The 20,110-nt window shown below is 72.9% G+C and carries 19 protein-coding genes; 4 read left to right on the top strand and 15 right to left on the bottom strand.

What is annotated here, in order from left to right; genetic code table 11:
* Positions 1–13: 13 nt before the first annotated feature.
* The 3 genes from IE290_RS09205 to IE290_RS09215 all read right to left on the bottom strand — a co-directional run bounded on the left by IE290_RS09205 (position 14) and on the right by IE290_RS09215 (position 6,413).
* Positions 14–1,588, bottom strand: a complete 1,575-nt coding sequence (locus IE290_RS09205; protein WP_191245092.1) for a penicillin-binding transpeptidase domain-containing protein — start codon at positions 1,586–1,588, stop codon at positions 14–16.
* Between the two features lie 58 nt (positions 1,589–1,646).
* Entirely contained in the window at positions 1,647–4,817 is a 3,171-nt protein-coding gene (ileS, locus tag IE290_RS09210) for an isoleucine--tRNA ligase (protein ID WP_191244132.1), read from the bottom strand.
* A 273-nt stretch (positions 4,818–5,090) separates the two neighbouring features.
* Positions 5,091–6,413: an MFS transporter gene (locus tag IE290_RS09215; protein WP_191244133.1), complete on the bottom strand. Its 1,323-nt coding sequence runs from the start codon at positions 6,411–6,413 to the stop codon at positions 5,091–5,093.
* Between the two features lie 156 nt (positions 6,414–6,569).
* On the opposite strand from IE290_RS09215, the gene IE290_RS09220 reads away from it, so the two are divergent.
* Positions 6,570–7,133 carry an SDR family NAD(P)-dependent oxidoreductase gene (locus tag IE290_RS09220; RefSeq protein WP_191244134.1) on the top strand — a complete coding sequence of 188 codons (564 nt, stop codon included), beginning with the start codon at positions 6,570–6,572 and terminating at the stop codon, positions 7,131–7,133.
* Here the strand turns inward: IE290_RS09220 and IE290_RS09225 are convergent.
* Complete coding sequence (locus IE290_RS09225; RefSeq protein ID WP_191244135.1) at positions 7,096–7,992, bottom strand: class I SAM-dependent methyltransferase; 897 nt, start codon at positions 7,990–7,992, stop codon at positions 7,096–7,098. The two genes, IE290_RS09220 and IE290_RS09225, sit on opposite strands and share 38 nt — an antisense overlap.
* Before the next feature lie 235 nt (positions 7,993–8,227).
* Here IE290_RS09225 and IE290_RS09230 point away from each other — a divergent pair, with 235 nt between their 5' ends.
* Positions 8,228–8,986, top strand: a complete 759-nt coding sequence (locus IE290_RS09230; protein WP_191244136.1) for an ArsR/SmtB family transcription factor — start codon at positions 8,228–8,230, stop codon at positions 8,984–8,986.
* 182 nt (positions 8,987–9,168) lie between these two features.
* Here the strand turns inward: IE290_RS09230 and IE290_RS09235 are convergent, their stop codons facing one another.
* From IE290_RS09235 to pgeF, 6 genes are all read right to left on the bottom strand, one after another.
* A complete protein-coding gene (locus tag IE290_RS09235; protein ID WP_191244137.1) occupies positions 9,169–9,762 on the bottom strand; it encodes a hypothetical protein in 594 nt (197 codons plus the stop codon).
* Between the two features lie 107 nt (positions 9,763–9,869).
* Positions 9,870–10,700, bottom strand: a complete 831-nt coding sequence (gene wag31, locus IE290_RS09240; RefSeq protein WP_191244138.1) for a DivIVA-like cell division protein Wag31 — start codon at positions 10,698–10,700, stop codon at positions 9,870–9,872.
* Between the two features lie 53 nt (positions 10,701–10,753).
* Entirely contained in the window at positions 10,754–11,038 is a 285-nt protein-coding gene (locus IE290_RS09245) for a YggT family protein (protein WP_026153057.1), read from the bottom strand.
* Between the two features lie 179 nt (positions 11,039–11,217).
* Positions 11,218–11,838: a cell division protein SepF gene (locus IE290_RS09250; RefSeq protein ID WP_191244139.1), complete on the bottom strand. Its 621-nt coding sequence runs from the start codon at positions 11,836–11,838 to the stop codon at positions 11,218–11,220.
* 65 nt (positions 11,839–11,903) lie between these two features.
* The gene (locus IE290_RS09255; protein ID WP_191244140.1) at positions 11,904–12,638 is read right to left on the bottom strand and encodes a YggS family pyridoxal phosphate-dependent enzyme; all 735 of its coding nucleotides are present in this window, start codon (positions 12,636–12,638) and stop codon (positions 11,904–11,906) included.
* On the bottom strand, positions 12,635–13,336 hold the full coding sequence (gene pgeF / locus IE290_RS09260) for a peptidoglycan editing factor PgeF (RefSeq protein ID WP_191244141.1): 702 nt from the start codon (positions 13,334–13,336) through the stop codon (positions 12,635–12,637). Before pgeF ends, IE290_RS09255 begins: the two co-directional genes overlap by 4 nt.
* A gap of 78 nt (positions 13,337–13,414) precedes the next feature.
* Here pgeF and IE290_RS09265 point away from each other — a divergent pair, with 78 nt between their 5' ends.
* The gene (locus IE290_RS09265) at positions 13,415–14,248 is read left to right on the top strand and encodes a hypothetical protein (RefSeq protein WP_191244142.1); all 834 of its coding nucleotides are present in this window, start codon (positions 13,415–13,417) and stop codon (positions 14,246–14,248) included.
* A 23-nt stretch (positions 14,249–14,271) separates the two neighbouring features.
* Here IE290_RS09265 and ftsZ read toward each other — a convergent pair whose 3' ends face one another.
* Entirely contained in the window at positions 14,272–15,558 is a 1,287-nt protein-coding gene (gene ftsZ, locus IE290_RS09270) for a cell division protein FtsZ (RefSeq protein ID WP_191244143.1), read from the bottom strand.
* 188 nt (positions 15,559–15,746) lie between these two features.
* The gene (locus tag IE290_RS09275) at positions 15,747–16,241 is read right to left on the bottom strand and encodes a DinB family protein (RefSeq protein WP_229874352.1); all 495 of its coding nucleotides are present in this window, start codon (positions 16,239–16,241) and stop codon (positions 15,747–15,749) included.
* 97 nt (positions 16,242–16,338) lie between these two features.
* Between IE290_RS09275 and IE290_RS09280 the strand changes: the two genes are divergently transcribed.
* Positions 16,339–16,773 (top strand): OsmC family peroxiredoxin, encoded by a 435-nt coding sequence (locus IE290_RS09280; RefSeq protein WP_191244144.1) that lies wholly within the window; start codon positions 16,339–16,341, stop codon positions 16,771–16,773.
* A gap of 27 nt (positions 16,774–16,800) precedes the next feature.
* Here the strand turns inward: IE290_RS09280 and IE290_RS09285 are convergent, their stop codons facing one another.
* Genes IE290_RS09285 through murG form a run of 3 tightly spaced genes read right to left on the bottom strand, consistent with a single transcriptional unit; the run spans position 16,801 to position 20,105 of the window.
* Positions 16,801–17,595 (bottom strand): cell division protein FtsQ/DivIB, encoded by a 795-nt coding sequence (locus IE290_RS09285; protein WP_191244145.1) that lies wholly within the window; start codon positions 17,593–17,595, stop codon positions 16,801–16,803.
* Positions 17,596–19,005: a UDP-N-acetylmuramate--L-alanine ligase gene (gene murC, locus IE290_RS09290; protein ID WP_191244146.1), complete on the bottom strand. Its 1,410-nt coding sequence runs from the start codon at positions 19,003–19,005 to the stop codon at positions 17,596–17,598.
* Positions 19,002–20,105: an undecaprenyldiphospho-muramoylpentapeptide beta-N-acetylglucosaminyltransferase gene (murG, locus tag IE290_RS09295; protein WP_191244147.1), complete on the bottom strand. Its 1,104-nt coding sequence runs from the start codon at positions 20,103–20,105 to the stop codon at positions 19,002–19,004. The genes murC and murG overlap by 4 nt, the downstream gene beginning before the upstream one ends.
* Positions 20,106–20,110 lie beyond the last annotated feature (5 nt).

A 20,110-nucleotide genomic window follows, 5' to 3' on the forward strand; every position in this document is an offset into this window, starting at 1 on the left:
CGGGGCCGAAACGTCAGCCCAGCGCCCCCAGGAACACCGAGGACACGGTTACCGCCGGCTTCGACGAGTCCGACCCGAGCAGCAGCACCGCGAACGCCACGTCGTCGCGGTACCCGGCGAACCACCCGTTGGAGCGGCTGCCGTCGCCGAACTGCGCCGTGCCCGTCTTGCCGTACACGGCGCCGTTGCCGCGCAGCCCGGTCGCGGTGCCGCCGGTGACCACCTCCCGCATCATCGTGCGCAGCGCGGCGATCACCTCCCGCGACGGCGCCCGGTAGCCGGTGTTCACCACGGTCTCCAGCTCCTGCCACAGCCGCGGCGTCACCTCGTCGCCGCGCGCGACGGTCGCCGCCATCAGCGCCAGGCCGAACGGGCTGGCCTGCACGGTGCCCTGCCCGATCGCCGACTCGACCTGCTCGGCCCCGCTCGTGCCGGGGACCACCTTGCCGGCCTCGGTGGTGATGCCCGGGATGGTGAAGTCGGCGTTGAGGCCGAACCCGCTCGCCGCCTCGGCCAGCGCGTCGGCCGGCAACGTCGAGGCCAGCTGGGCGAACGTGGTGTTGCACGAGTGCGCGAACGCCGAGTGCAGCGGCAGCGGCGGGAAGGAGAACTCATCGTCGTTGGGGATCGTGCGCTGCCCGATCCGCGCGGTGGCCGGGCAGTCGGCGACCGTGTCGGCGGTGGCCGTGCCCGACTCCAGCAGCGCCGCCGCCGTGGCGATCTTGAACGTCGACCCCGGCGCGTACAGGCCGTTCAGCGCCTTCGGCTCGGTCCCGGCCGCCGCGTTCTGCGCCACCGCGAGCAGGTCGCCGGTGGAGGGCTGGATCGCCACCAGCATCGCCGGGCTCGCCGCCGAGTCCACCGCCCGCTGCGCCGCCGCCTGCGCGGGCAGGCTCAGCGTCGTGGTCAGCGGCGGCACCTCGACGTCGCCCTGGCCGAACAGGGTCTCCTGCACCACGCCCTCGAGGTCCGTGCTGACCACCGACCAGCCGCCCTGCGACCGTTCGGCCACCGTCCGCTGCAACGCGGGTAGCAGCGGCGCCGCGCCCGGCTCGGCCGCCCGCGTCCCCGCCGCCTGCCAGGTCAGGACCGGACGGCCGTTGCGGTCGGCCACCGCGACCTTGCCCGCCCGCGTGCGCACCGCCAGCTGCTGCCCGGCACGCAGCTTCGGGTGCACCACCGCCGGGCTCCAGTGCACCAGCCAGCGGCCGTCGGCGGCGACCAGGTCGAGGGTGTTGTCGTAGGACCACACCTGCCCGGCCGCGATCGTCCAGCCGACCTGGAACGCCGCGGTGGCCCGGGTGGCGCCCGGCGTGACCTGGCCCAGCCGCGCCGAGACCGACACCGGGGCCAGGCCACGGCGCGCGTCGGCGAGCAGGACGCTCGCCGCGCGCGGATCGTCGGTCAGGGCCGCCGCGGCGTCGGCGTTCCCCTCGGCGAAGGCGCGCAGGAACTCCGACGCCACGGTGCCCGAGTCCGCCGCGCCCGAGCCGCTGGCCTGGGGCTTCTCCGGGGAGGAGCCGCCCCACACGACGACCACGGCCGCCGCGACGATCGCGACGACCGCCGCCGCGCCACCCGCCAGCACCCACCTGCGCCAAGTCACCGGCGATCCCCCCTGTTGGTGTTTCCCGGTCTGTCGGGGATCAGGGGGCCTTCGTTACCGCCACGGTGATCTTGCCGCCGTCCCCGACCGCACCCGCGAACCCGCCGTCAACGTGCGCGAACGCCACCTCGGTGGCCAGCGTCTCGCCCGCGATGAACTCCTCGTGGAGCGTCGCCGCGGCGACCACGTCCTCCGGCGCGTCCACGGTCAGCGTGATGCGGTCGGCCACGTCGAGCCCGGCGTCGCGGCGCGCCTGCTGCACGACCCGGACCAGGTCGCGCGCCACACCCTCGGCGGCCAGTTCCGGGGTCACCGCGGTGTCCAGCTGCACCAGGCCGGAGCCGCCGGGCAGCTCCGCGGTCGCGCCCCCGTCCTTGGCGACCAGGCGCCGCTCGTACTCGCCCTCGGCGAGCTCGATCCCCGCGGCCACCACCGCGCCGCCCGGCGAGGTGGTCCAGTCGCCCGCCTTGACGGCCTTGATCACCTTCTGCACGTCGCGGCCCAGGCGCGGACCGGCGGCGCGGGCGTTGACCGCGACCTCGAACCGGCCGTGCGCGGCGACGTCGGTGCTCAGCTCGACCGCCTTGACGTTGACCTCGTCGGCGATGATGTCGGTGAAGTCCGCGAGCGCCTCGGCGTCGTCGGCCGCGATGACCAGCTTCGCCAGCGGCAGGCGCACCCGCAGCTTGTTCGCCTTGCGCAGCGACAGCGCCGACGAGCACACCTGGCGCACCCGGTCCATGGCCGTCACCAGCGCCGCGTCCGCGGGCAGCTCGTCGACCAGCGGCCAGTCCTGCAGGTGCACCGACCGGCCACCGGTCAGCCCGCGCCACACCACCTCGGTGGTCAGCGGCAGCAGCGGCGCCATCGTCCGCGACACCACCTCCAGCACCGTGTGCAGCGTGTCGATCGCGTCCTTGTCGCCGGCCCAGAACCGCTCCCGCGAGCGGCGCACGTACCAGTTCGTGAGCACCTCGAGGAAGTCGCGGCTGGTCGCGCACGCGCCCGCGATGTCACAGGTGTCCAAAGCGGACTGCACGTCGGTGACCAGCTCGCCGGTCTTGGCGAGGATGTAGCGGTCCAGCACGTGCGGGGAATCCGTGCGCCACTGGCCGTCCACGCCCTCGGCGTTGGCGTAGAGGGCGAGGAAGTAGTAGGAGTTCCACAGCGGCAGGACGGCCTGGCGCACCGCGTCGCGGATGCCCTTCTCGGTGACGATCAGGTTGCCGCCGCGCAGGATCGGGCTGGCCATCAGGTACCAGCGCATCGCGTCCGAGCCGTCCCGGTCGAACACCTCGTTGACGTCCGGGTAGTTGCGCAGCGACTTCGACATCTTCTGCCCGTCGGAGCCGAGCACGATGCCGTGCGAGACGCAGGTGAGGAACGAGGGCCGGTCGAACAGCGCCGTCGCCAGCACGTGCAGCGTGTAGAACCAGCCGCGCGTCTGCCCGATGTACTCGACGATGAAGTCACCCGGGTAGTGGTGCTCGAACCACTCGGCGTTCTCGAACGGGTAGTGCACCTGGGCGTAGGGCATCGACCCGGAGTCGAACCACACGTCCAGCACCTCGGGCACCCGGCGCATGGTGGACTGGCCGGTCGGATCGTCGGGGTTGGGCCGGGTCAGCTGGTCGATGTGCGGGCGGTGCAGGTCGGCAGGCCGCACGCCGAAGTCGCGCTCCAGCTCGTCCAGCGAGCCGTACACGTCGATCCGCGGGTACTCCGGGTTGTCCGACACCCACACCGGGATCGGCGTGCCCCAGTAGCGGTTGCGAGAGATCGACCAGTCGCGCGCGTTCTCCAGCCACTTGCCGAACTGGCCGTCCTTGACGTGCTCGGGGTACCAGGTGATCTGCTGGTTCAGCTCGACCATGCGGTCCCGGAACGCGGTGACCTTGACGAACCACGACGACACCGCGCGGTAGATCAGCGGGTTGCGGCAGCGCCAGCAGTGCGGGTAGGTGTGCTCGTAGGTCTCGTGCCGCAGCAGCACGGCGCCCTGCTGGGCGGCCGAACCGGTGCCGTACTTGAGATCCTTGATGATGTCGGCGTTGGCGTCGAACACCTGCTGGCCCTCGTAGTCCGGCACGGTCGCGTCGAAGCGGCCACGCGCGTCCACCGGGGTGACCGGGGTGATGCCGACGGCGTCGCAAGCGGCCTTGTCGTCCTCACCGTAGGCCGGGGCCATGTGCACGATGCCGGTGCCGTCGTCGGTGGTGACGAAGTCGGCCAGCAGCACCTGGTGGGAGTTCTCGGCGCCGACGAAGTACGGGAACGGCGGCGCGTACTTCACCCCGGCCAGGTCGGCGCCCCGGTGGCGGGCGACGACCGCCGGCTCCTCGCCGAGTTCCTTGGCGTAGGCGGCCAGCCGCGGCTCGGCGAGCAGGAATCGCTTCCCGTCCCGCTCGACCACGACGTAGTCCACGTCCGGGTGCACCGCGACCGCCTGGTTGGACGGCAGGGTCCACGGCGTGGTGGTCCAGATCAGCAGGTGGGTGCCGTCCAGGTCGGTGCCGTTGCCCTCGGCGCGGAACCCGACGGTCAGCGCCGGGTCCTGGCGGCTGGCGTAGACGTCCTCGTCCATCCGCAGCTCGTGGTTGGACAGCGGGGTCTCGTCGCGCCAGCAGTAGGGCAGCACGCGGTAGCCCTCGTAGACCAGGCCCTTGTCCCACAGCTGCTTGAACGCCCAGATCACCGACTCCATGAAGGTGACGTCGAGCGTCTTGTAGTCGTGCTCGAAGTCGACCCAGCGGGCCTGGCGGGTGACGTACTCGCGCCACTCGTTCGTGTAGCGCAGCACGGACGTGCGGCACGCGTCGTTGAACGCGGCGATGCCCATCTCGTCGATCTGCGACTTGTCGGTGATCCCGAGCTGCCGCTCGGCCTCCAGCTCGGCGGGCAGGCCGTGGGTGTCCCAGCCGAAGCGGCGCTCGACGCGGCGGCCGCGCATGGTCTGGTACCGCGGCACGATGTCCTTGACGTAACCGGTCAGCAGGTGGCCGTAGTGCGGCAGGCCGTTGGCGAACGGCGGGCCGTCGTAGAAGACGTACTCGTTGCTGCCGTTCGTCCCCGGTTCGCGCGCGTCGATGGTGGCCTGGAAGGTCCGGTCGGACTCCCAGTAGGCCAGCACGCCGGCCTCCAGCGCCGGGAAGGACGGCTGGGACGGGACCTGGCCGGCCGGGCCGTCGCCGAGCTGAGCCTTCGGGTACATCGGTGCGCTCCTCGCGGGTGCTCGTCGCTCTCGTGGCGGATCCTGGGCGGATCCAGCACGGGGACGAAAATGCGCCACCTGAGCGCGCTTCCGCGGTACCACCCCGTTTGCCCGCTCACCGAGCGAGCCCCTTCGTTGACGGCTGTGACGGGCCGTACCCGTCCGGTTCTACTGAGGACCACGTGGGTCCCGTTCTTCCGGAGGCTCCCCGGTGATGGCCGGATCAACGCCTGTGTCCCTCCAGGTTAGCCGCCTCCCGCAACCCGGTTCCGGTCAGGGTCGGCCGATGGCGACGGCGGTGAGGACGGCCGCGGCCAGCCACATCCCGGCGCCCAGCACTCCGGCGGTGTGCAGCCCGTGCACGAACGCCGCGGGCCGGGCGGGGCTGCCGGCGATGGCGCCGAACGTGGCGATGCCGAGCGCGCCGCACGCCTGCCGCGCGGTGTTGTTGACGCCGCTGGCGGTGCCCGCCCGGCCGGCCGGGACGCCGCCGACCGCCGCGGCGACGACCGCCGCGGTCAGCAGGCCCAGTCCCACGCCGAACAGGGCGAACGCGGGCAGGAACGAACCGGCGACCGTGCTGTGTTCGGTGACCCGCAGCAGGCCGAGCAGGCCGGTCGCGCCGGTGAGCAGCCCGGCGATCATGACCGGCCGCGGGCCGAACCGCGCCGTGAGCCGCCCGGTGACCGGGGCGAGCAGCGACAGCGGCAGGAACCCGGGCAGCATCGCCAGCGCCGCGGTCAGCGGGCTCGCGCGGTGGACGCCCTGCAGGTAGAGGGTGGCGAGCAGGATCGTGCCGAGGCCGGCGAAGTTCATCGCGCCGGCGACGACGTTGGCCGCGGCGAAGGTGCGCGAGCGCAGCAGGGCCAGCGGCAGCATCGGTGCCGGGCTGGTGCGTTCGACGGCCAGGAACGCCACGGTCGCGGCGACGCCGAGGACGGCGGCCGGGACGCTGGACTGGATGACCGCGTAGACCAGGGCGGCGAGGGCGGTGGCGCCGGTGAGGGTGCCCTTGACGTCCACGCGGCCGGTGGCCGGCGGGTCGGCGGGGACGAGCAGGGTGCCGGCGGCGGCCAGCGCGGTCAGCGGCACGTTGATCCAGAACAGCGACCGCCAGCCGGCGGCCGTGACCAGCAGCCCGCCCAGCAGCGGGCCGGTGGCCAGTGCCAGGGCGGAGACCCCCGCCCAGACGCCGAGCGCGCGGGCCTGTTCACGGCGCCCGGGGAAGGTGCGGGTGATCAACGCCAGCGTGCCGGGCAGCAGCAGCGCGGCCCCGGCGCCTTGGGCCACGCGGGCGGCGATCAGGGTCGCGCCGTCCGGCGCCAGGGCGCACCCGGCGGAGGCGAGGCCGAAGATCCCCAGCCCGGCGAGCACGACCCGGCGGTGGCCGATCGCGTCGCCGAGCGCCCCGCCGGACAGCAGCAGCGCGGCGAGCACGACGGTGTAGCCGTCGACGATCCACTGCAGCACCGGAACACCGGCGTGGAACCCCGCGCCGATGCTCGGCAGCGCGACGTTGACCACGGTGACGTCGAGCTGCACCAGGAACATGCCGGCACACTGGGTGAGCAGGACGGTGGAGCGCTTGTCGGGCATGGTCCCAGGAAACCGCGGATTCGCTTCCAGGTGGGTGGAAATGTCAGCGGCACACCAACCCGGGCGGGCCTCCGGTACTCACTGTCCGGCGGTTTTCCCGTTGCCCGGCGCGGGAATCCTGCGTCTTCCGCTCCTGGGTCCAGGGAGGTGGCAGCGTTGGACTCCGCTCACGTCGCCGTCGTCGCCGGCCGGCCCGGACCGCTCACCGCGGCGATCGTCCGGGCGCTGGCCGACAGCCACGACGTCTGGTGGCCGGACACCGGCCCGCCGCCGCCGCGCGTCGACGTCCTGGTGCACTGCGCCGACGAGTACGCGGCCGGACCGCTCGCCGAGACGCCGGTCGCGACCTGGCAGGACCTCTTCGAGGCCAACGTGTTCGCCGTGGCGCGGTTCACGTCGCTCCTGCTGCCCGCCCTCCGCGCCGCGGGCGGGCTCGTCATCGTCGTGAACTCGCCCGGTGTCGCCGATTCACCCGCCGACCGGGGCGCCTACGCCGCGAGCAAGGCCGCGCTCGCTGTGCTGACCGACACGCTGCGCGAGGAAGAAGTGCGTCACGGAGTCCGGGTGGCCGTGCTCGACCCGGGATGGGACGACGCGGAGGGGGCCCCGCCGGCCGATGAGCCCGCCCAAGTCGCCGCCGCGGTGCGGCTGCTCGTGACGCTGCCCCGCCAGGCACGGCCGATCAGGCTGGCGGTGCGGCCGGTGACGAAGCTCCGCTAGCCGCCACCGCGAGCACGCGCCCGGCTCGGCGGGCGGTGATGAGGTAGCCGGTGCCCAGCCAGCGGCCGGGCCCGCGGCTGACCGTTTTGTCGAGGTGGTCGCGCCACCCCTGCCTCCACCGCCGGACGGCCTTGTCCAGCGGTGGCACGAACGGTGTCACGTCGTAGTACACCAGGTCGACGGGCTCGAACCCGGCGTCGCGGAGCATCCGGCGCAGCCACGGCGCCGGAAGCGCGCGGATCCCGCTCCGGGGCACGGTGTGCCGCTTCCCCGGCGGGACACCGGCCAGGCGCTCGGCCTGCGCCAGCAGGCGGAGGAACGGCCAGTACAGGCACCATTCGACGAGCCGGTAGGGGCTGAGCGGGTTGAGCATGCTCACCACGGCCAGGCCGCCCGGCCGGAGCACCCTGGCCAGTTCCCGCACGCCCTCGCGGGCACGGGCGTATTCGAGCACGCCCATCGCCACGACGACGTCGAAACCGGCGTCCGGGAACGGCATGTCTTCGATGCGGGCCACCGACACCGTGACGTCGCCGGGCTCGACGCGGTCGGTGACGGCGTCGATCATCGCGGCCGACCGGTCGCACGCGGTGATGCGGAAGTCGCCCGGTCTCGTGTCGAGCAGGTGGCGCACCAGCATGCCCGGCCCGCAGCCGACGTCGAGGAGCGCGCCGGAAACCGGCCGCAGCGCGGCGTCGACGACGTGCAGCCGCGACTGGAAGTAGCGGGTGGAACGCCCCGACTCGTAGGCCGCGGCGTAGCCGCGGACCAGGTCGGGGTCGGCGTACTGAGCGGCGGCGTGATCGTCGCGGTTGCGCAGCGAACGCCTGACCGCTTGCTTGAGACCAAGGGGTGCCATCGGATCGTCCCGGTAGGTTCTCACACGGGTTTGTGCCACAAGGAAAAACTCTTGAGATGGGGACGAAACGGGCTTCGGAGAAGGGGTTTTGCCCGTAATGCGCGGTCGTTTCCGTTTCCAAGCCTGTCCCGCTCGCCCCAGTCTGAATCTCCTCGGGGCGGTCTGCAAGGGTATCCATAGTGGACCTTGGAGTACTTCGGTGACGGTGGAAGTGTTCCCGGTGCACCCTGGGGGCATGAGTGGAGGCGACGTCGACATCGCGCGGACCGCGGCGCTCTTCGCGGATCCGGCCCGGGTTCGGGTGCTCACGGCCCTGGCCGACGGACGGGCGCTCGCGGCGTCCGTGCTCGCTGCCGAGGCCGGGTTGTCCGCGCCCGGGGTCAGCGCGCATCTGGCCAAGCTGCGGGACGCCGGGCTCGTCGAGGCGGAGCGGTCCGGCCGGCACCGCTTCTACCGGCTGCGGCCGGACGCCGTGGAGATCCTCGAAACGCTCGCCCGCTTCTCCCCCGCCCGGCCGGTCACCTCGCTGCGGTCGGGCACGCGGGCGCAGGCGCTGCGGTTCGCCCGGACCTGTTACGACCACCTCGCCGGGCGGCTGGGCGTCGCGGTCACGGCGGCGCTGGTCGAGCGCGGGGCGCTGGTCACGACGGACGGCGTCCCCGGCACGCTCCGCCGCCCGGGGGACCCACTGTCCAAGCCCGTGGCCGACCACCCCTACGCCCTGGGCCCTGAGGCACCGGAGGTGCTGGCGTCGCTCGGCCTGGACGTGCACGCCGTCGACGACGCCCGCGGGCGGCGGCCGTTGCTGAAGTTCTGCGTGGACTGGTCCGAGCAGCGGCACCACCTGGCGGGCGCACTCGGCGCGGCCCTCGCGGCGCGGTTCCTGGCGCAGGGCTGGGTAACGCGGCACCGGCCCGGGCACCGGGCGCTCCGGCTCACCCACACCGGCGCGGACGCCCTCGCCCGACGACTCGGCGTGCGCGTCGCCGGCTGACGGGGCCGCCTGGCACGGAGATGGGTCGCGCGGCGCTCGCGGCGCGGCTCCTGGAACAGAGCTGGCTAACCCGGCACCGGCCCCGGGCACTCCGGCTCACCGACGCCCTCGCTGCACGGCTGGGTGTGCGCATCGCCAGCTGACCGGCGCGGCTCAACGGAGGTTGATCGGCCGGAGGTGCGTCAGGCCTTCGCGCGGTGGGCTTCCGCCAGGTGCGCATCGGGGGTGCAGCGGGCGCACGGCGTGAACCCGAGGTCCCGCGCCTCCTTCACGGAGATCGGGATCGTGTCGCGGTCGGCGAGCCAGCCGCAGTCCGTCAGGTGGTAGCGCGGGTGCTCGTCCACGACCACGACCTCGACGTCCAGCTCGTCCACGATCTTCGCATCGGCCGGGTCCGTGGGCTCCTCGCCCGGCTCGCCCTCCTCGGCGGTGCCGACCAGCTCACCGGCGGTCGGCAGCAGCGCGGTCTGGTCCACCGGCGCGTCTTCCACCTCGGCGACCGCGTCCGACGGCTCCACGGCCGGCTTCTCCGCCGCCTCGGCCACCTCCGCGGCCGCCTCCTCGTCGTCGGCCGCCGCGGCAGCGGGCTCCGCCACCGGCTCGGCGGCCGCGCGCCGACGGGCCACCCGGCGCCGCACGAAGTCGGCCACCAGCAGCAGCCCGGCGGCGACCGACAGGCCGATCGAGATCCACGCCCACAGCGAGTTCGCCGTGACCAGAGCCGCGATCAGCAGCCCCAGCGCGGCCAGAACCAGGATCAGAACGATGAAGAGCACGGTGAATTACAACACGGACCACGCCCGGAACGGTTCCGACCCTCCCACGCGGAGTGCCGGAACCGTCACCGGGAAGCCCAGCCGGCCGAAGCCCAGCCGGCCTCGGCTCAGCCGGCCTCGGCGCGGGGACCGAACGAGTAGCCCTGTCCGCTGCCCGATCCCGCGCTCGCCTGTCCCGAGTTGGAGGACGCCGAGGCGGGCGCGGCGGAACCACGATCGTCGAGCTCGCGCAGCTGGGACTCCAGGAACCCGCGCAGCCGCGTGCGGTACTCGCGCTCGATGGTGCGCAGTTCCTCGATCTTCTTGCCCAGCGCGGTCTTCTCGCTGTTCAGCGTGTTCATGGTCTCGGTGTACTTGCGCTGCGCCTCGCGCTCCATGGTGGTCGCCTTGTCGCGCGCCTGCCGCTCCAGCGTCTCGGCCCGGGTGCGGGCGTCGTTGAGCATGTTCTCCGCTCGCGTGCGCGCCTCGTTGACCATCGAGTCGGCCTTGGTGCGGGCGTCGGAGAGCAGCTGCTCGGACTTCGCGCGAGCCTCGGCCAGCATGCCGTCGGACTCGGTCTTGGCCTCGGCGGTCAGCCGGTCGGCCATTTCCTGGGCCAGGCCGAGGACCTTCGCCGCCTGGACGTTCGGCTCGCCGCCGTCCGACATCGGGTGGGCCTGGGTCTGCTCGGCGGCCGAGGGCGGCGGCACGGGCGCCAGGCGGCGCTCCTGCGGTCCGGCTCCGGCGCGGGCGGCCTCGAGGTCGGCACGGGTGCCTTCGAGTTCGGCGTCGAGCTGCTCGACCTGCTGGCGCAGCTCGTTGTTGTCCTCGATGAGCCGCGCGAGCTCGGTCTCCACCAGGTCGAGGAACGCGTCCACCTCGTCCTCGTTGTAGCCCCGCTTGCCGATGGGTGGCTTGCTGAACGCGACGTTATGCACGTCAGCGGGGGTCAACGACATCAGATCACCTCACGCACTCCATGGCCTGCTCCGACACCTGGGTTCCCCCGAAGTCACCCAGGAAGCGCCAGTTGCATCAGTATGAACACAACCAACAGCAGCACCATAATCGACAAGTCCAGTCCGACGCCGCCAATGCGCACCATCGGAATGATCCTCCGCACCACGCGGACCGGAGGATCGGTCACTGTGTAGATGGTCTCCAGCGTCACCGCAACCCCGCCGGCGGGGCGCCAGTCCCGTGCGAAGGCTCGCACGAGCTCCACCACGACACGCGCTGTGAGCAGCAGCCAAAAGACGAACAGCACGTAGTAGAGGACTAGCCGGACCGCATCCACGAACACCACTCTGCCACATCACCGCGACCCCGGGAGCACCCGGAACACCCGGTCTGTCCGGGTCACGTAATCGAACTGTGATTTAGCCAACGGTTTCACCCGTTCGGCCTAAATTGTTACGAATCGTAGTTGGGTCATCACACTGGTCCGGGCCATTTTTCCGGACCTGGCGGTCGCACTCAGTTACGGAGGAACAGCCCGCCCTCGGCGATCCGGCGGCGCTCCTCCGCGGTCACCTCCACGTCCGGCGGCGACAGGAGGAACACCTTGCTGGTGATCTTGTCCATCGAGCCGCGCAGGGCGAACGCCAGCCCGGCCGCGAAGTCCACGAGGCGCTTGGCGTCCGCGTTCTCCATCTGGGTCAGGTTGATGATCACCGGGATGCCCTCGCGGTAGGCCTCGCCGATCCCCCGCGCCTCGACGTAGCTCGTCGGGTGCAGCGTGGTGATCCGCCCCAGCGCGTCCCGCGCGGACGCCCGGGCCGGCTCCGGCACCGGCCGCAGCCGCGCCACCGGCTCCGGCTGCCGCTCGACCGCCAGCGCGCCGTGCACCGGCGGCTCCGGCGCCCGTGGCCGCGCCCGCAGCGGGCCCTCCTCGTCGTAGTCGGACCCGTCGCGGTACCGTCGGCGGGCACGCGGCGGCGGCTCCTCGTCGAAGCCGTCGTAGGCTTCGTCGGCGTAGTCGCGCCGGTAGTCCTCGTCGTACCGGTCGGCGGCCTCGTAGGAGTCGTAGCCGTCGTAACCGTCACTGTCGGCCGGGATCATGCCGAAGTAGGCCTTCAGCTTCTGCAGCGCGCTCATGCCTCTCCCTAGCCGCTCCCTCACCTGACTACCCGGACGCGATCGCTCACTTCCGGGTGATCTCGCTACGGCGAGGCTAAACCGCGGGCGCCGAGCAACGCGGTTCCGACACGCACACATGTCGAACCGTGCGCGATGGCGGGTTCCAGATCACTGCTCATCCCGGCGGACAGCTCGACCGCCTCCGGGTGGTTCCGGCGGAGGTCGTCGGCCGCTCCGGCCAGGCGCGCGAAGGCCGGCGCGGGGTCGGCGCCGAGCGGCGCGACCGCCATCAGGCCGCGCAGCCGCAGCCCGTCCAGCCCGGCGATGTGATCGGCCAGCTCACCCAGCCGAGGGAGTGGACAGCCGCCTCGTGACGGATCGTCGTCGAGGCTGGCCTGGATCAGGACGTCCAGCGGCCCGGACCGCTCCCCCGCTTCGTGCGCGTTGCGCAACGCCTTGGCGAGCGCGTCGGCGAGCCGGACCGAGTCGACCGACTGGACCTCGTCGGCCCACCGCACCACCGAGCGCGCCTTGTTGCGCTGCAGCCGCCCGATCATGTGCCAGCGCGGCCGCGCGTCCGGCCGCAGCTCGCGCACCTCGGCGGCCTTGGCGCCGGCCTCCTGGTCGCGGTTCTCCGCGAGGTCGGTCTGGCCGAGGTCGGTGAGCAGGGCCGCGTCGGTGGCGGGGAAGGTCTTGGTGACGGCGAGCAGGCGCACCTCGGCGCGCGGCCGCCCGGCCGCCGCGCACGCCTGCGTCACGCGCGCCTCGACGGCTTCGAGCGCCTTGGCGATCTCGTCCCGCCGCTGTTCGTCGCTCATTCCGGCTCGGCCCAGGTCAGCGCGGCGATGCGGCCGGTCGTGCCGTCGCGCCGGTAGCTGAACAGGGTGGGGTCCTCGGCGGTGCAGCGCGGGTCGACGCCGACCTTGCCGACCCCGGCCTCGGCGAGCTGGCGCCACAGGCCGGCCCGGAGGTCCAGACCGGGCTTGCCGGCGCGCGTGCGGGTCGCGCTGCCCGGCAGGTGCTTGTCCACGTCGGCCGCCATCTCGGCGGGCACTTCGTAGCATTCGCCGCAGATCGCCGGGCCGAGCAGGACTTCGATGCGGCCCATTCCGGCGCCCGCTTCGACCATGGCCTCCAGCGCCGCCGGGAGAACCCCGACGCGGGCGCCGACGCGGCCGGCGTGCACCGCGGCCACCACCCCGGTCTCCGGGTCGCCGAGCAGGACCGGCACGCAGTCCGCGACGAGCACGGCGACGGGCAGGCCGGGGGTTTTCGTCACGAGCGCGTCGGTGGCCTCGGCGGGCGCGGTCTCGCTGCCGTCGACGACGGTGACCGTGCGGCCGTGCACCTGCTCCATCCAGGCCACCCGCTCGACGCCCAGCTCGGTGCCCAGCCGCTTGCGGTTGGCCGCCACCGCGGCCGGGTCGTCACCGACGTGGTCGCCGAGGTTGAACGTGTCGTACGGCGGCGCCGAAACGCCACCCGCCCTGGTCGTGACCACCCGACGGATGCGCAAGTCCCATTACCTCCACTCGCCTGGTTTGCCCTGAGCCTACTGGGAACCGGGCGCGGTCCTCGGAGGGTCTCAGCCGGCATGGATCTGCCACCGCTACCCCCGAGCGTCCGCGCACTGGCCACCTCCGGGAAGCTGCCGCCGGAGCTGGCCGCGCTGTTCACCCCGCCCGGCCAGGAGAAGTGGACCCGCATCGCCGAAGCCGTGGACGAGCGCCTGGACGAGGTGGACCCCGCGGTGCGGGGCGCGTTCGCGCTCGCCGGCGCCTACGGCCACCTGGACGACATCGAGTTCCTCGAACCCGGCGAGATGGACGAGCACAACGACCGGGCGATCGCCCTGCTCGAGGAAGCGCTCGGGCACGGCGTACCGGAGGAAGAGGTCCAGGACCTGTGGGACGTCACCTGCCGGGTGCCGGACGTCGCCCACCTCGCCCGCGAGCACGGCGAATACGTCGCGAAGCACGGCGCCACCGCGGGCCGGCGACTCAAGGCCAAGCTGGACGAGGCGGACGCGCGCTATGCGGCGGGCGACCGGGCCGGGGCGGTGGCGTTGTACCGCGAGGTCGGCGAGGCCGACCTGTGGGGCGAGTTCAGCGGGGCCATGGACATGGCCGACCTCGGCTGGTGCCGGCTGCTGCAGGACGCCGTCCGCTTCGACGGGCCCGAAGCGACGCGGCGGATCTGGCAGGAGGCGCGCGCCAGCCGCCACGCGGCGCGGTTCCCGCACCCGCACTGGGCGGTGCCGCTGGCCGAGCTGCTGATGGGCGCCGGGGTGCCCGACATCCTGGAGATCGTGGTCGCCGAGCGGCTCGACGCCGCCCTGCGGGACGAACTGCCGTGGGAGCTGTCCGAGGACGAGCGCTGGACGCTGTCCCGCGCCATCGACGAACTCGAACAGCACCACCGGGCCTGACGCGCGTCAGGCCCGGCCCGGGGTCAGCGCCGCATGAACGGCGGGACGTCCACGTCGTCGTCGGAGGGGTCGTCGGTCACCGGGACCGCCCGGCTGGGCAGGCTGCCCTGGCTGGTGCTCGTGCGCGGCGCCGGGTAGCTGCGGCTGCCGCCACCGGCCTGCGGGAGCCCGCTCGGCGGCGTGCCGTAGTTGGTGCCCGACGGCGGCGTGCGCGGCGGCGTGACCGGGAAGCCGCCGCCGGCGGGCGGGGCCGGCGGCGGCGTCGACGCCGGAGGCGCCGGCTGGCGGACCTGTCCGGCCTCGGCGGACGCCGTCGTCGAGCGGGTGCCCACCGCGGGCGGCTCGAGCTTCTTGTGGGTGGGCGAGCCGGAGTCGAACCCGGCCGCGATCACCGTCACGCGCACCTCGTCGCCGAGGGAGTCGTCGATGATCGTCCCGAAGATGATGTTCGCCTCCGGGTGGGCGGCCTCCTGCACCAGCGAGGCGGCCTCGTTGATCTCGAAGAGGCCGAGGTCGGAACCGCCCGCGATGGACAGCAGCGCGCCGTGCGCGCCCTCCATCGAGGCCTCCAGCAGCGGCGAGTTGATCGCCTTCTCCGCGGCCTGCACCGCCCGCCCCTCGCCGCGCGCGGAGCCGATGCCCATCAGCGCGCTGCCCGCGCCGGACATCACGCTCTTCACGTCGGCGAAGTCCAGGTTGATCAGACCCGGTGTGGTGATCAGGTCGGTGATGCCCTGGACACCGGAGAGCAGGACCTCGTCGGCGGAGCGGAACGCGTCCATCAGGCTGACGCCGATGTCGCCGAGCTGCAGCAGCCGGTCGTTGGGGATGACGATGAGGGTGTCGCACTCGTTGCGCAGCGCCTGGATGCCGTCCTCGGCCTGCTTGCCGCGGCGCTTGCCCTCGAAGGTGAACGGCCGGGTCACCACGCCGATCGTGAGCGCGCCGAGCTTGCGCGCGATCGAGGCGACCACCGGCGCGCCGCCGGTGCCGGTGCCGCCGCCCTCACCCGCGGTCACGAAGACCATGTCGGCGCCCTTGAGCACCTCCTCGATCTCCTCGCGGTGGTCCTCGGCGGCCTTGTGCCCCACCTCGGGGTTCGCGCCGGCGCCCAGGCCGCGGGTCAGCTCGCGGCCGATGTCGAGCTTGACATCCGCGTCGGACATCAGCAGCGCCTGCGCGTCCGTGTTGATCGCGATGAACTCGACACCCTTGAGGCCGACCTCGATCATGCGGTTGACGGCGTTGACACCGCCACCGCCGATGCCGACGACCTTGATCACCGCGAGGTAGTTGTGCGGGGGCGTCATCGGGTCCGCCTTCCTATCGTGATTCCTCGTACCGCTCGCCGGGAGCGAAAACCCTCAACCTAAACTCAAGGTTCAGAGTTATGTCAACTCCCCGCTCCGTCCGCCGACGGTAGGGATCCGGCGAAGCGGAATCCAGTAGCCACGCCGCGTGTCGGCCGTGGCGTTGCAAAATCACCGCGCCGGACGCGTCATTCGCCGGTCCGGCCGTCGGTCAGCTCACGCAGCAGATCGAGGTGCCCGGCGTGCCGGCCGGTCTCCTCCACCATGTGGATCAGCACGTAGCGGAGGTTGATCGCACCGTCCCGGAAGGACACCAGCGTGTCCGGCTCCAGCTTCGCCGCGATCGCGCGGCTGGTCTCGCACTGCGCGCGATAACCGGCCACCAGGCCGGCGAGCGGAACCGTGAGCGCCTCGCGGAAGTCGGCGTCGCGGTCGGCGTCCAGCTTCTCCGCCCACCGGTTGGGACGGCCGTCGAGCACCGCTTCGAACCAGTAGTGCTCCACGTAGGTCAGATGGCCGACCAGGCCGGCGATCGTGGTCAGACCACTCGGAACCAGGCTGCGGCGGGCCTGCTCGTCGGTCAGGCCCGCGCACTTGAGCACGACGGCCTCGCGCAGGAAGTCCAGGAAGCCGGTCAGCTGCTCGCGTTCGCCGCCGTCGAAGGGCGGTTCCGTTCTGATCACGTGACACAGCTTTCCACAGTGGATGAGTTGCGCACAATTGAATTGCGCGCTATGTTCATGGTCGGAAGGATCTTCACGCAACCGGAAGGGGAACACCATGCCCACCCGCGACGCCACCACCCACTGGGAAGGCGGACTGCAGAACGGCAAGGGACACGTCACGCTCGACTCGTCGAACGCCGGCCAGTTCGACGTGTCGTTCCCGACGCGCGCCGGCAACCCGGAGGGTCAGACCAGCCCGGAGGAGCTGATCGCCGCCGCGCACTCGTCGTGCCTGGCGATGAACCTCTCCGGCGTGCTGGAGTCGCAGGGCCTGACCGCCGAGTCGATCGACGTCAGCGCCGAGGTCACGCTCGGCCCGGCCGCCGGCGGCGGCTTCGAGCTCAGCGGCATCGCGATCACGTTGCGCGCCACCGTGCCCGGCGTGGACGCGGAGAAGTTCGCCGAGCTGGCCAAGACCGCGGAACAGACCTGCCCGGTGTCGAAGGCGCTGGCGGGCACGACGATCACACTCGACGCGGCGCTCGACTGAGTTCGGTCCCGCCGGCCGTCTCCGTCCTCAGGAGACGGTCGGCAGTTCCGGGCTCGCCACGTCGTAGATCTGACCCTCGCGCGTCAGGAGGACGCTCAGCACCCGGGCCTTGCGCTCGGCGTTCGCCGCGTCGCCCCAGCGGACCGTTTTGCCCGTGGTCAGCGTGAACTCCACGCCGCCCGGGGTTTTCGCCCGCACCACGGCGACCTGGCCCTTCAGCGGCTCCGGCACCGTCGCGAGCACCGCGACCACCGACCGCGTCACCGGGTCCTCCGGGGACACCGCCGCCACCTGCAGCTCCGGTAGGCGCTCGGGCTTGTTCTGCACCGTCTTGTAGTCCAGGCCACCGGAATCGACCAGGTGGAAGCCGTCCCGGCCGGCCACGAACCCGATCGGCGTCCGCTCCGTCACCGTGATGTCCACAGTGGAGGGCCAGGAGCGGGAGACGTCCACAGTGGCCACCCCGGGGATCGCCGTGACGCGGGCGGCGATCTCGTCGGTGTCCAGCAACAGCATGGGCTTGAGATCGGGCACCGCCGCCGCGGCCAGGATCTGGTCCCCCGGCACGCTGTGCGCGCCGTGCACCTCCACCGAACGCACCCCGAGCAACGACGTGAACAGCACGACGTACCCGAGGCCGAGCACCGTCAGCACGCTCAGCACCGCCACCCAGCGGCGCCGCAGCGCGCGGCGCCGCGAAACGCCCGTGCCGGTGCGCCGCCGGGCCGTCAGCGGGCGCCGTCCCCGGCGGCTGCGCACCGCCGACGACGACCGCCGCGTGGACGGCCGGCTGCGCTCCTCGCTCCGCGCTCGCGTCGCCACCTAGCCCCCGGCCCGCCGGTCCAGCTCCGCCAGGATCTCCGGCCCCAGCTGCGTCACGTCGCCCGCGCCCATGGTGACCAGCAGGTCACCGGGCTTGACCAGGTCGGCGGCCAGCGCCACGGCCCGGTCGAACGCCGGCTCGTAGTGCACCCCCGCCCCGGTGATCTTCTCCGCGATCAGCGCCCCGCTGACCCCCGGCTCCGGCTCCTCGCGAGCGCCGTACACGTCCAGCAGCACGACCTCGTCGGCCAGCCCGAGCGCCTCGGCGAACTCCGCGGCGAACAGCTTCGTGCGCGAGTACAGGTGCGGCTGGAACACCACGACCACCCGGCCGCCGCCCGCCGCGTGCCGCACCGCCCGCAGCTGCGCGGCGACCTCCGTCGGGTGGTGCGCGTAGTCGTCGTAGACCCGCACGTCGCCGGCGCGGCCCTTGAACTCGAACCGCCGCCGCACCCCGCCGAACGCGGCCAGCCCCTCGGCCAGCCCGTCCAGCGGCGCGCCCAGCTCCAGCCCCGCCAGCAACGCGGCGACCGCGTTGAAGGCCATGTGCTCGCCCGGCACCGCGACCCGCACTTCGGTCTCGGCGCCGTCCAGCGCGATCCGGATGACTCCGCCACCGTCGGCGGGCCGGTAGTCCAGCACCTGCGCGTCCCCGGCGGCGGTCACCGACCGGCCGTAGCGGCGCACCCGCACGCCCTCGGCCGCCGCGTGGTCGCCCAGCGCGTTCGCGGTCGCGTCGTCGGCGCACACGATCAGCAGCCCGCCCGGCTCGATCCGGCGCGTGAACTGGGTGAACACCGCGGTGTAGGCCTCGGCGGTGCCGTGGTGGTCGAGGTGGTCCGGCTCGACGTTGGTCACCACCGCCACCGACGGCGAGTAGCTCAGGAACGAGCCGTCGCTCTCGTCGGCCTCGGCGACGAACACCCCGCCCTCGCCGTGGTGCGCGTTCGCGCCGGACTCGTTGAGGTCACCGCCGATCGCGAACGACGGGTCCAGCCGGCAGTGCTGCAACGCCACCGTGAGCATCGACGTGGTCGACGTCTTGCCGTGCGTGCCCGCGATGCAGGCCACCCGGTGCCCGGCCATCAGCAGCGCCAGCGCCTGCGCGCGGTGCAGCACCGGGATGCCGCGTTCGCGGGCGGCCACCAGCTCCGGGTTGCTCTCCTTGATCGCGGTGGACACGACCACCGCGGACGGGCCGCCGGGCAGCGCGTCCAGGTTCTCCGGGCGCTGCCCGATGCCGATCTGCGCGCCCTGCGCGCGCAGCGTCAGGAACGCGCGGGAGTCCTTGGCGTCGGACCCGGACACCCGGGCGCCACGCGCCAGCAGGATCCGCGCGATGCCGCTCATGCCGGCACCACCGATCCCGATCAGGTGGGCCCGGCCCAGCTCGGCGGGAACGTCGCTCACTTTCCGCACACCTCCAGGACGATGCGCGCCAGCACCTCGTCGGCCTCGCGGTGGCCCAGCCCGACCGCCGCGGCCCCCATCTTCGCGACCCGGGCGGGGTCGGTGACCAGCGGGATCACCAGCTCGGCGACCTTGGCCGGGCTCAGGTCCGCGTCGGCGACCATCAGCGCCGCCCCGGCGTCGACCGCGGGCCGGGCGTTGATCGCCTGCTCGCCGTTGCCGTGCGGCAGCGGCACGAACACCGCGGGCAGCCCGACCGCGGACACCTCGGCCGCGGTCATCGCGCCCGACCGGCACAGCACCACGTCGGCCGCCGCGTAGGCCAGGTCCATCCGCTCCAGGTAGGGCACCGGCACGTACGGCGGGCGGCCCGGGAACTCCTGCACCACCAGGCTGTTCTTCGGGCCGTGCGCGTGCAGCACGCCGATCCCGGCGTCGGCCAGCTCCTTGGCCGCGCCGGACACCGCGTTGTTGATCGACTGGGCGCCCTGCGAACCGCCGAACACCAGCAGCGTCGGCGCGTCCGGGTCGAGCCCGAAGTGCGCGCGGGCCTCCGCGCGCAGCGCCGCGCGGTCCAGGGACGTGATCGAGCGCCGCAGCGGGATGCCGACGACCTCCGCGCTGGGCAGGGGCGTGCCGGGCACCGCGACCGCGACCCGCTTCGCGAACCGAGCCCCGACCCGGTTCGCCAGACCCGGCGACTGGTTGGCCTCGTGCACCACGATCGGCACCCGGCCGCGCGCGGCGAAGTACGCCGGCAGCGACACGTACCCGCCGAACCCGACCACGACGTCCGCGCCGACCCGGTCCAGGATCGCGCGGGTCTGCTTGACCGAGTCCCGGATCTTCAGCGGCAGCCGCAGCAGGTCGGTGGTCGGTTTGCGCGGCAGCGGCACCGGCGGGATCAGCTCCAGCGGGTAGCCGCGCGCCGGGACCAGCTTGTTCTCCAGCCCCCGGGACGTGCCCAGTGCGACCACCGTGGCGTCCGGCCGCAGCCGCCGCACGGCGTCGGCCAGCGCCAGCGCGGGTTCGATGTGTCCGGCCGTGCCGCCGCCCGCCACCACCACGGTGGGAGCCACTCCGGTAACCGCCTTGCTCACTTGCT

This window comes from Amycolatopsis deserti, assembly GCF_014653945.1.
Lineage (GTDB): Bacteria > Actinomycetota > Actinomycetes > Mycobacteriales > Pseudonocardiaceae > Amycolatopsis_E > Amycolatopsis_E deserti.